Genomic DNA, 10,727 nt, shown 5'->3' with positions numbered 1-10,727 from the left:
CCTTAGGGGAACGGGTCAGGGGGGTTGCCTAAGTCCTATTATTGCTATAATCGCATGGGAGTAGATTTATAAAAACTAAAATCTAAAATCTATAATTTAAATGCCAGATCCATTAATGTATCAACAGGATAACTTTGTTGTTCTAGAGGCAAACCAAGCCGAACAATTTCTCACAACAGCAGAGTTATTAGAAAAACTCCAAAATATCTTGCAGCATAAGCAACTTGAAGATTTACCACCAGATGTACAAAAGTTTGCATCTGTGGCAGATCAAGCACAATATTTACTCAATACCAGTTGTGAGTTAGATATTGAACCTGGACATTATTTTCAGTGGTACGCAGTACGTTTAGAAAAGTAGTTTCACTTTAAAAGGTAAAAAACTATAAATGTCAACTTGATCTCAATTCGGCGGTTAAAAACTGAATTTTCCCTTAGTCCACGGAGGTGGACTTAGTTTGTATAGAAGCGGTTTCTAACCGCCGATTCTTTCTATGCAGTAGTGATTAATGCTAGTTCAATTTTATTTTCACTAGGTTGTGTAATTTTAACCTCAACGTTTGGAGCAAAATATTTTGTCATTCTCTCATGCCTCTCTTGCCAAATATCCATGGAAATGAGGGGAGAATCAAACTCTAATATTAAACAATAAGCGCCATTAACTTCTGTTTCTCGCAAACTGGTAATTACTGGTCTTTCTTCATCACTAGGATTTAAATCTAGGTAATCAAGGGCGCGATCTAAATGAGCTTCTTGACCGTAACAAAATCGAGTGATATCTGTGCGGAGTTTGTTTTGAGTTACGGTTGCTTGCTGTTGCCGTAATGTTAAAACTGATGGTGTGGTAGTTTGGCTGAAGGGTATGGGTTTGAGTTCATTGGCTTTGAGTGCTAGTCCTCCCAAAAATAACGGGAAGCCATAAAAAAATCCTACTAAGTTGAGAGTGGCATTATCAGCACCATAAGCGATGAACCCAACGATAATTAGTATACTACCAATGGTTAAACCCAGTGTTCCCAGAGAAATTTTGCCGAGCATGATCTTAAATGAGTATAATTTTTCACAAATTACTTTAATTATAGACCTACTCGGTAAATGTAATTCATGAATTGCCCCTACTTCCGTTATGTTTTGCGTAAATCCTGAAAAAAATAGAATACTTAGCCACTTTTGCGTTAGCTTAAATTTGAAGATAGTCAAATAGTGGAAAAAACAATGGATACTCAGACAATAAAAGAACGAATTGCGGTGGTTCAAGGTAAGCGTGATTACCTTTTGGGTCTACTAGAACAACCAAATTTAGGGACTTTGAGAATTGATGTTAATCAGGCTTTGGAAGAATTAGATGATCTAATTGATGAATTTAAACGCACGATGCCAGAAGCCGGAAAATAGTTAGAAAATCAGGTAGGGTGGACAAGCTATAGGCTAACCCACCCTACAAATTAAGACTCCTGACTCCTGCTATAATTAACCAACGAAACTACTTCTATGACGTTGGCCTAGCTGCCTGACTAGGGCAATTAGTTCGGTTGTCGGTACATCTTTTTTACAAATATCATCAAAGCTAGACATTGCTTTGGTTTGGTCTAACCGTGCGTCTTCTAGGGAAGAATAAGCAAGAATTTGTGTATTGGGGGAGATGCTTTTAATATAACCAGATGCACTCCATCCATCCATAACTGGCATTTGCAAATCTAGAATAATGACATCAGGATAGTAACATTTAACCATTTCAATAGCTTCTCGACCATTACTAGCTAAACCAACTACTTGAATATCAGATTGGCAGGAGAAAGCTAATTGTAAAGTTAAGCGAGTTAGTTCGTGATCGTCAACTACTAAAACACGGAAGGTAGAAGATTCACGGGTTAGCATTAACATTTAAGGTAATAAACATCATATAGGCGCGTTTATATAGTTTACAGGATCAATTAATTGCCTTGCCTCTATCTTATGGATGAATAATTTGATCTATTTTAGATCAAAAATCAGAAATTCCATCAAAGATTTACAGTTTCTTTACAATAAAAAGTTGACATATTATAGAAAATATGCACAACTTTTATTTATAGTAATTAGAGATTAGGTTATGCTGGGCGATCGCAAGACCATATCCATGATAATTTTTTGAGAGTTAGCCTCTGGAGAATCATCGTAGGGTCGTCTTTGGACATAGCTGCCATCAGATTTTAGTTCCCAGGCTAGGCGATTATCTGCTAACATGATTCCCAACAGTTCTTGTAAATCTTTAGCGATTTCTTGGTCTTTAATTGGGGTAATTACTTCAACCCGACGATCTAAATTGCGACGCATCCAGTCAGCACTACCGATATATATTTCTTCCTGTCCATTGTTGTAGAAATAGTAAATACGAGAGTGTTCTAAAAAGCGGCCGACGATGCTGATAACGCGAATATTGTCGCTGATGTCTTTTAGTCCTGGACGGAGACAGCAAATCCCTCGGATAATCAGGTCAATTTGCACACCAGCGCGGGAGGCTTCGTAGAGGTTGGCGATAATTTGTGGATCTACTAAGGAGTTCATTTTGGCGACAATTCTGCCGGTAGAACCATTTTGGACATTTTCGATTTCTCGTTGAATCAGTTCGAGAAAGCGATCGCGCATATTCACCGGAGCAACTAAAATGTCTCTATAGGTCTTTTGGCGTGAATAACCCGTCAAGAAATTAAACACATCTGTTAAATCAGCACCCAATTCTTCCCGACAACTAAATAAACCCAAATCTGTATATAGTCGTGCTGTTTTTGGGTTATAGTTACCCGTACCGATATGCACGTAACGACGTATCCGGTCTCTTTCTCGTCGCACTACTAGGACAATTTTACTGTGGGTTTTGAGTCCGACCAAACCATAAACGACGTGAACTCCAACTCTTTCTAAACGTCTAGCCCAGTAGATATTATTTTCCTCATCAAACCGCGCCTTTAATTCCACTAACACCGAAACTTGTTTACCATTTTCTGCCGCCGCAATTAAGGCATTAACTATGGGTGAATCGCCAGAAGTGCGATATAACGTCATTTTAATCGCCAAAACGCTCGGATCGTGGGCAGCGCTGGTAATAAACCTGACTACTGAACTAGAAAAAGAGTGATAGGGATGGTGTACCAGCAAATCTTTTTCACGAATAACAGCAAAGAAATCCTTTCCTTCTTCGAGTTCTAAAACATCAGTATCAATAGTGGGTTCTTTGAGGCGCTGTAACCGTGCCGGAACCACAGACTGACGTGGGGGATCTTTAAGTTCTGGTAGGGGTAATGCCATAAAATACATTAAATCCCGCAGTCCCAAAAGACCATCTATTTTATAAACATCGTTTTCGGTGAGTTCCAAATCTTGTAAAAGTCGAGAACTGACTACCTCTGGAGTTTGGGATTGAATTTCTAGCCTAACGGGAGTTCCACCCATGCGTCGTTTACGGAGTTCTTGTTCAATGGCCAATAGTAGGTCGTCTGCTTCGTCTTCTTCTAGTTCTAGGTCAGCATCGCGGGTAATGCGGAAAGAGTGGTATTCTTGAATATTCATCCCTGGAAATAGGGAATTTAAATTGTGTGCGATCGCTTGTTCTAAAGGTACTCCTGTCCAGTGCGCTGCTTGTCCGTCGTGCTTAACTCCCAAAGCTGGTGGTAAAGGCAAAAATCGTGGTAAAACTTTAGGAACTTTGACTCTGGCAAAAAATTCTTCTTCTGTATCTGGATTTTTTACCACTACCGCCAAATTCAAGCTGAGATTAGAAATATAAGGAAAAGGATGACTAGGATCAACGGCCAAGGGAGTTAAAACCGGAAATATCTGTTCTTCAAAATAGTTATCTAAATAATTGCGCTGGGTTTGATTCAGTTCTATGTAGTCTAAAATGTGAATTTTGTGGCTGGCTAACAGAGGTCGCAGGATTTGTTCAAATTCTTGATGTTGTTTCTTAATTTGGGGACTCAATTGTAACTGAATCTCATCTAGCTGTTGTTGGGGTGTACGACCATCAGGAGTCAAAAGATTGACTTTTGCTTCTACCTGTTGCTTTAAAGCTGCAACCCGTACCATAAAGTATTCATCTAAGTTAGAACTGAATATGGCTAAAAACTTCAGCCTTTCTAAGAGTGGTGTCCGGGGGTCGCAAGCTTCATGTAATACCTTGTTGTTGAACTCTAACCAACTTAATTCCCGGTTTATATAATATTGGGGGTCATTTAAGTTAGTAGCAGGATTGTTTTTTTTGGGTTTCGGCATAATTACCTAGAGTTTTGGTGGTGTAGCCTGTCTTATAGGATGATACACAAATATCGTAAATTTGCGTGAATTGATTTTGAAAAAAGGAGGCAGGAGGCAGGAGGCAGGGGGCAGGAGGCAGGGGAAGAATAATTAATTTATTACCAATCACCAATCACCAATCACCAATCCCCAATCACCAATCACCAATCACCAATCCCCAATCCCCAATCCCCAATCCCCAGCCAAATTATGTAAAATGACTGTATAATCAAAATGCCCCAGGGGGGGATTTAGTGATATAGTATTTTAGATAAGATAAGTAAAGTTTAGTAACGAATATTAAAAACTTTGATTAATCATACATTTCCTGCCAACATTTTAGATAAAAATTCCCTAAATACTGAGTTGCAGTCTAGCAACCAAGAGCAAAAGGGTATTTTGGAATCTAGCCTGTATTTATCACTCCCTTTACAATCTAAGATTTCTGCCCCTCAAACGTGGCTAGTATTTATAGCCGCCATGTTTTTGGTATCAGTGCCAGTATTTATAGAAGCGCCATTAGTGCGATCGCTGCCAACACTCAGTTTAGCGATTACAGGATTTTGGGTTTGGCTAAGTATCACCTTGATGTCCCGTCCCCACACCCACCTTTGGGGAGACTTATTACAAGGATTCAGTTGGAGTTGGTTAGCAGGTTCAATTTACTGGGGTTGGTTACGTTGGGAACCTGCATGGCACCTGCCCATAGAATCTATTGGACTACCTTACGCCCTTTGGTGTTTAACGCGAAATTGGGGAAAAGTAGGTAATTGGTTTTATTTAGGTTCATTATTTGGCACAGTGTTAACAGATATATATTTTTATCTAGCAGATTTAATGCCTTATTGGCGGCAAATTATGAATGCTGACACCGTAGGAGCTTCACAAATCTTACAAAATGCCTTAACACAAGTACAAACAACCTGGGGACAAGTTTGGGCTATAACCCTCGCCCTGGTGCTGATGATCGTCGGAGTATTATCATTAGTGAACAAACAACGCCATTGGTACGCCTTTGGGGGAGCAGTTTTGAGTACAATATTAGTGGATAGTCTGTTCTTACTAGCAGCCATTGTTGCCCATTAGGGCTTTTCCTAGTCATTTCACCATTGGGGACAATAAAAATTTCTATATTTTCTTTTACTCTTTCCCCAACTTGAACAATAAGTCTATTGTGGATATTAATACGATGTATATTAGGTTCTGATGACTGCTGTGTTTTGATTCAGCTATTTCTATTTTGATTTAAAGAGGTAGAAAATTGTGAAAGGATTGGTGCGTTTATTAACAGTGTTTAGTTTGTTACTCGGTTGCTGGGGATGGATGGGAACAACTCCCGTAGCCCAAGCTGCCAGTTTTAACAACTTTGGTTGGACTCAAGTTCCAGTTTTGGCCATTGAGCGTCAAAATCGAGCAGATGCCAAGTTAGGAACGGATTTTGGGAAAAAACTTGATTTGAATAATACCAATGTCCGGGCATTCCAACAATTCCCAGGGCTATATCCCACCCTGGCCAAAAAAATTATCACAAATGCTCCTTACAAGAGTGTAGAAGATATATTGAATTTGCCCGGATTGAGCGATCGCCAAAAACAACTACTACAAGCCAACTTGGATAACTTCACCGTCACAGATTACGAATCTGCCTTTAACGAAGGTGATGATCGTTTTAACAACGGTATTTATAGATAACCTAAGTTGGTAATGGGTGATGGGTAATGGGTGATGGGTGATGGGTGATGGGTGATGGGTGATGGGTGATGGGTGATGGGTAATGATAACTCCCAAGTTTCAATCACTAATTTCTAATCTCCAATTACCAATCCCCAATCCCCAATCCCCAATCCCCAATCCCCAATCCCCAATCCTCAAACCTCAATCCTCAAACCTCAATCACCAATCACCAATCACCAATTACCAATCACCAATTACCAATTACCAATCACCAATCACCAATCACCAATTACCAATCACCAATTACCAATTACCAATCACCAATCACCAATCACCAATCACCAATTACCAATTACCAATAATTTGAAATTCCTTGGATATACCCAGACAATTTGATGTTTTAGTAGTCGGTGCCGGTGCTGCTGGACTTTATACAGCTTTGTGCTTACCAGAATCGTTGCAAGTCGGCTTAATTACCAAAGAAACCGTTGCCTTATCTGCCAGTGATTGGGCCCAAGGAGGTATCGCCGCAGCCGTCGCCCCAGAAGATTCTCCTCAATTGCACATAGAAGACACATTAAAAGCAGGTGCGGGTTTATGTGATCTAAAAGCTGTAGAATTTTTAGCTCAAGCAGCACCAAAATGTATTCAATCACTGGTTAATTTAGGTGTAGCTTTTGATCGTCATCATAATAACTTAGCTTTCACCTTAGAAGCAGCCCATTCTCGTCCCCGTGTCCTCCATGCTGCCGACACCACAGGTAGGGAAGTAACCACCACCCTTACCGCCCAAGTTTTGCGTCGCCAAAATATCAAAGTCATCCAGCAAGCCTTGGCTTTAAGTCTGTGGATAGAACCCGAAAGCGAACGCACTCAAGGAATTAGCCTATTTTATCAAGGTGAAGTTATCTGGATCAGGGCTAATGCTGTCGTATTAGCAACCGGTGGCGGAGGCCAGGTATTTGCCCAAACCACTAACCCCGCCGTCAGTACAGGTGATGGTGTAGCGATCGCTTGGCGTTCTGGGGCTATCCTCCGTGACTTAGAATTTGTCCAATTTCACCCTACAGCCCTCACCAAACCAGGACGGTTTCTCATTAGCGAAGCTGTACGCGGTGAAGGGGCGCACCTCGTTGATGACACAGGGCGGCGTTTTGCCTTTGATTACCACCCAGATGGCGAACTAGCGCCGCGAGATGTAGTCAGTAGAGCCATTTTTAGCCATTTACAACAAACATCTGTTGATCCAGCCACAGCCCATGTCTGGTTAGATATGCGCCCCATCCCTCCTGACAAAATTCGTCACCGTTTTCCTAATATCATCAAAGTTTGTCAGCATTGGGGAATTGATGTTTTCAATCAACCAATTCCTGTCGCCCCCGCAGCCCATTACTGGATGGGTGGAATTATGACAGATTTACAAAATCGTACCAATATTCCTGGTTTATACGCCGTTGGAGAAACCGCGAGTACGGGAGTACACGGGGCCAATCGTCTAGCGAGTAATTCTTTATTGGAATGTATTGTTTTTGGGGCGCAGATGGCTGATTTAGAAAATGAAGTTTTAAGGATGAAGGATCAATTGAGAGAATCGGATCCTGTTGTTGATCCTGCTAACTTAACTCTTTCTGAAGAAGAGTGGAAGCAACAACAAATGCAGCTAGAATCATTTCGTGAAAAATTACCCCGTCTAGTTTGGCAAACTGCTGGTATTTGTCGAGAACAAAGAAGTATGATGAGTGCGATCGCTACAATAGAATCTTGGCAACAAGATTTTGCGATCTTACCTTTAAGTCAATTTTTACTAGGTTTACGTCCCACGCAAACAGTCAATTTCCATCAACCTAATATTCAACAACAATTAAGACTTTGGGCAGAAACTCGCAATTTATTAGATGTAGCTTACTTAATTCTTAAAAGTTCTATCTTCAGAACAGAAAGCCGTGGTGGACACTATCGCCTAGACTATCCCCAAACAGACCCTAATTGGCAACTTCACACACTTATACAAAATCATGATTGGTACAAATCTGAGTTCTTGCGTCTCTTTGGTGGAGAAAACTAAAATTACTCGGAGTTAATTCAGAGGGAACAGGGAACGGGCAACAGGGAACAGAAAAAACTCATGTTTAAAAACATGAGATTGAAATAATGACACTGTTTTTTTCGTGCTACGCATCTTGTAAAAACATCCTTTTTTTGACTGGGCTTTAAACTCAGAATTAAAGTTTCTTATTTGTTCCCTATTCCCTATTCCCTGTTCCCTGTTCCCTATTACCTATTACCTATTACCTATTACCTATTACCTATTACCTATTACCTATTACCTATTACCTATTACCTATTCCCTGTTCCAATGACTAATATTCAACCTGCAAAAATTACTAAGGTACTTCCCGAATCTATCGCTGCTGAACTTGGGTTTGAAGCGGGAGATTCTATTGTTGCTATCAATGGCATACAGCCTCGTGATTTAATTGATTATCAGTTTTTATGCGCTGATGAAGTTTTAGAACTAGAAGTTTTAGACGCTACTGGCAAAACTCATCATCTGGAAATTGAAAAAGATTATGATGACGATTTAGGACTAGAATTTGCCACGGCTTTATTTGATGGTTTAATTCAATGTAATAATCGTTGTCCATTTTGCTTTATTGACCAACAACCACCGGGTAAACGGTCTAGTTTATATTTAAAAGATGACGATTATCGGCTAAGTTTTTTATATGGTTCTTATCTGACACTTACCAATTTATCAGAAAAAGAATGGGGACGAATTGAACAAATGCGGTTGTCTCCTTTATATGTTTCCGTTCATGCAACAGAACCAGATGTGAGAACTAGACTTTTAAAAAATTCCCGCGCTGGACAAATTTTACAACAACTGAAATGGTTTCAACAACGACGATTACAAATTCATGCTCAAGTGGTTGTTTGTCCGGGGATAAATGATGGTGAACATTTAGAAAAAACATTACGAGATTTAGTTTCATTTCACAAAGGACAAATTCCGACTGTCGCATCTGTAGCTGTTGTTCCTGTTGGTTTAACCCGATTTCGTCCCCAAGATGATGAACTAATACCTGTGACTAAAGAGAAAGCGCGGGAAGTGATTTTGCAAGTGAAGTCACTCTCTCAACAATTCCGCCAAAAGTTTGGTTCTAATGTTGCTTGGTTAGCTGATGAATGGTTTTTGATTGCTGGGGAAGAATTACCAACTGAAGCTGAATATGAGGAATATCCACAAATTGATAATGGGGTTGGTTCTATTCGGTTATTTATTCAACAATTTACTCAAGCTGCTGCTGAATTACTCCCAGTTAAGGTTTCACCTCAAAGAAGGTTAACTTGGGTTGTTGGTAATGCTGTGGAACAGGCTTTTCAATCAATTGTCAAACAGTTAAATTCTGTTGAAGGTTTGGAGGTAAATATGCAAGCTTTATCTAGCGATTATTGGGGACAGGATATTAGTGTAACTGGGTTGCTAACTGGTCATGATTTACTTTTAAAGTTAAAGGATAAAGATTTAGGTGAGGGAATCTTGTTGCCTTCTGTGATGCTAAAACATGGGGAGTTGATATTTTTAGATGATTTAAATGTTGATGATGTTGCTAATCAATTAAATACTAAAATACTACCAGTTACAGGAGTTGAGGATTTGATTAATAATTGTATTAAAAGTCTGAATCAGGATGTTCAGGATTTAAGGATGTACAGGATGATGTCTGGGATTTGATTTTCAGTTACCAATTACCAACCCCAATTAGATAACTAGCAACTTGGGTTATTAGGAAAATTGCCTAGTTTAAGGCTTTTAGAATCGCATATTAGTGCGGTGCGTCAGATATAGACAATCTGTTGTATGCTAAATTATCGGGTCTGACGCACCTTATTTGATCTAACTAGCAACTTACATTAATATATTCTGTCAATGCGAAACTTTTAATATCTATAAGTAAAAGGAATTAGTGGTGAAGATTCAGGTAAAGTGGGTTGTAAATAATCAATTAGTCACTAAATTAATTAGTTTTTTGATTTTCAGTTATGTGGGAATTTCTCCTGTAACTGCGAATATGTTGAGTGTGGTGAAAAGTGAGACAAATGCTAATGATTGGCCAACGATCGCTAATCGGTTAAAATCAATGGGGGTGAAATATTGTGTTATTCCCCTGGAAAAAGTCCGAAATCCAGCAGATTGGGGGAAACAACGGGTATTATTCCTGCCAAATGTAGAAAAATTAACTCCAGTACAAGCGATCGCTCTCGAAAAATGGACAAAACAAGGGGGTTACTTGATTGCTAGTGGGGCTGTGGGTAAGTTGTCTCCACCGGGGGTTCGGAATATTGTGCGATCGCTATTAGGAGGTTATTGGGGATTTAATCTCAATGTTACTCAACAATTACAACCCAAAAATATTCAAATTCAAGATGGGAATACTCCATCAGCATTGACGGGGAATGTTTTGGGAGGTGTGATTATTCCTAATGATCCTAATCATCAAGCTGCTATTTGGGATGATCAAAATCGTTCTACCGCAGTCATCACCACTAATCGATCTACTTTTTTCGGTTGGTATTGGGGAAAAAATACGATCTCTAACTCTCAGTTAGACCGGGATTGGTTACAAGCAGCACTTAATCGTTATTTAAAATCCCCATCTAATATTCAGGTACAAGAAACTTTTAGCTGTCCTTGGGCGATCGCTACTCCATCAAAAACACCATCCCCAGTAGTTAAAGTATCCACATCACCAGCAAAACCTCCCAGTTCCAAACCCCGC

At 39.7% G+C, this 10,727-nt stretch carries 10 protein-coding genes and 1 pseudogene; 8 read left to right on the top strand and 3 right to left on the bottom strand.

What is annotated here, in order from left to right:
- The first annotated feature begins 100 nt into the window (after positions 1-100).
- Entirely contained in the window at positions 101-361 is a 261-nt protein-coding gene (locus tag VB711_RS19610) for a chlororespiratory reduction protein 7 (protein ID WP_323287931.1), read from the top strand.
- A 131-nt stretch (positions 362-492) separates the two neighbouring features.
- Here the strand turns inward: VB711_RS19610 and VB711_RS19605 are convergent, their stop codons facing one another.
- Entirely contained in the window at positions 493-1,038 is a 546-nt protein-coding gene (locus VB711_RS19605) for a DUF2854 domain-containing protein (RefSeq protein WP_323287930.1), read from the bottom strand.
- Between the two features lie 177 nt (positions 1,039-1,215).
- On the opposite strand from VB711_RS19605, the gene VB711_RS19600 reads away from it, so the two are divergent.
- Positions 1,216-1,395, top strand: coding sequence for a hypothetical protein (locus VB711_RS19600; protein ID WP_323287929.1), 180 nt, complete (start codon positions 1,216-1,218; stop codon positions 1,393-1,395).
- A 75-nt stretch (positions 1,396-1,470) separates the two neighbouring features.
- On the opposite strand, the gene VB711_RS19595 is transcribed toward VB711_RS19600, so the two are convergent.
- On the bottom strand, positions 1,471-1,884 hold the full coding sequence (locus VB711_RS19595; RefSeq protein WP_323287928.1) for a response regulator transcription factor: 414 nt from the start codon (positions 1,882-1,884) through the stop codon (positions 1,471-1,473).
- Between the two features lie 201 nt (positions 1,885-2,085).
- On the bottom strand, positions 2,086-4,251 hold the full coding sequence (gene ppk1, locus VB711_RS19590; RefSeq protein ID WP_323287926.1) for a polyphosphate kinase 1: 2,166 nt from the start codon (positions 4,249-4,251) through the stop codon (positions 2,086-2,088).
- A gap of 330 nt (positions 4,252-4,581) precedes the next feature.
- Here ppk1 and VB711_RS19585 point away from each other — a divergent pair, with 330 nt between their 5' ends.
- The 6 genes and pseudogenes from VB711_RS19585 to VB711_RS19560 all read left to right on the top strand — a co-directional run.
- Positions 4,582-5,358, top strand: a complete 777-nt coding sequence (locus VB711_RS19585; protein ID WP_323287925.1) for a DUF3120 domain-containing protein — start codon at positions 4,582-4,584, stop codon at positions 5,356-5,358.
- Between the two features lie 177 nt (positions 5,359-5,535).
- Positions 5,536-5,964, top strand: a complete 429-nt coding sequence (gene psbU / locus VB711_RS19580; RefSeq protein WP_323287924.1) for a photosystem II complex extrinsic protein PsbU — start codon at positions 5,536-5,538, stop codon at positions 5,962-5,964.
- Between the two features lie 82 nt (positions 5,965-6,046).
- Positions 6,047-6,313, top strand: coding sequence for a hypothetical protein (locus tag VB711_RS19575; RefSeq protein WP_323287922.1), 267 nt, complete (start codon positions 6,047-6,049; stop codon positions 6,311-6,313).
- 6 nt (positions 6,314-6,319) lie between these two features.
- Complete coding sequence (gene nadB, locus VB711_RS19570) at positions 6,320-8,011, top strand: L-aspartate oxidase (protein ID WP_323287920.1); 1,692 nt, start codon at positions 6,320-6,322, stop codon at positions 8,009-8,011.
- A 291-nt stretch (positions 8,012-8,302) separates the two neighbouring features.
- Positions 8,303-9,682: a TIGR03279 family radical SAM protein gene (locus tag VB711_RS19565; protein WP_323287919.1), complete on the top strand. Its 1,380-nt coding sequence runs from the start codon at positions 8,303-8,305 to the stop codon at positions 9,680-9,682.
- 235 nt (positions 9,683-9,917) lie between these two features.
- Positions 9,918-10,727: pseudogene (locus tag VB711_RS19560) on the top strand (glycoside hydrolase family 10 protein); the annotation flags it as partial.

The sequence above is a fragment of the Cronbergia sp. UHCC 0137 genome (assembly GCF_034932285.1).
In the GTDB taxonomy this organism is placed as follows: Bacteria; Cyanobacteriota; Cyanobacteriia; order Cyanobacteriales; family Nostocaceae; genus Cronbergia.
Note: the sequence above shows the minus strand (reverse complement) of the source record. Positions and strands in the feature narration are given on the sequence as shown.

Bases quoted from the DNA above. Each gene is read 5' to 3' on its own strand.
- VB711_RS19610 (WP_323287931.1), top strand. From the start codon at position 101: ATGCCAGATCCATTAATGTATCAACAGGATAACTTTGTTGTTCTAGAG.
- VB711_RS19605 (WP_323287930.1), bottom strand. From the start codon at position 1,038: ATGCTCGGCAAAATTTCTCTGGGAACACTGGGTTTAACCATTGGTAGT.
- VB711_RS19600 (WP_323287929.1), top strand. From the start codon at position 1,216: ATGGATACTCAGACAATAAAAGAACGAATTGCGGTGGTTCAAGGTAAG.
- VB711_RS19595 (WP_323287928.1), bottom strand. From the start codon at position 1,884: ATGTTAATGCTAACCCGTGAATCTTCTACCTTCCGTGTTTTAGTAGTT.
- ppk1 (WP_323287926.1), bottom strand. From the start codon at position 4,251: ATGCCGAAACCCAAAAAAAACAATCCTGCTACTAACTTAAATGACCCC.
- VB711_RS19575 (WP_323287922.1), top strand. From the start codon at position 6,047: ATGATAACTCCCAAGTTTCAATCACTAATTTCTAATCTCCAATTACCA.
- VB711_RS19565 (WP_323287919.1), top strand. From the start codon at position 8,303: ATGACTAATATTCAACCTGCAAAAATTACTAAGGTACTTCCCGAATCT.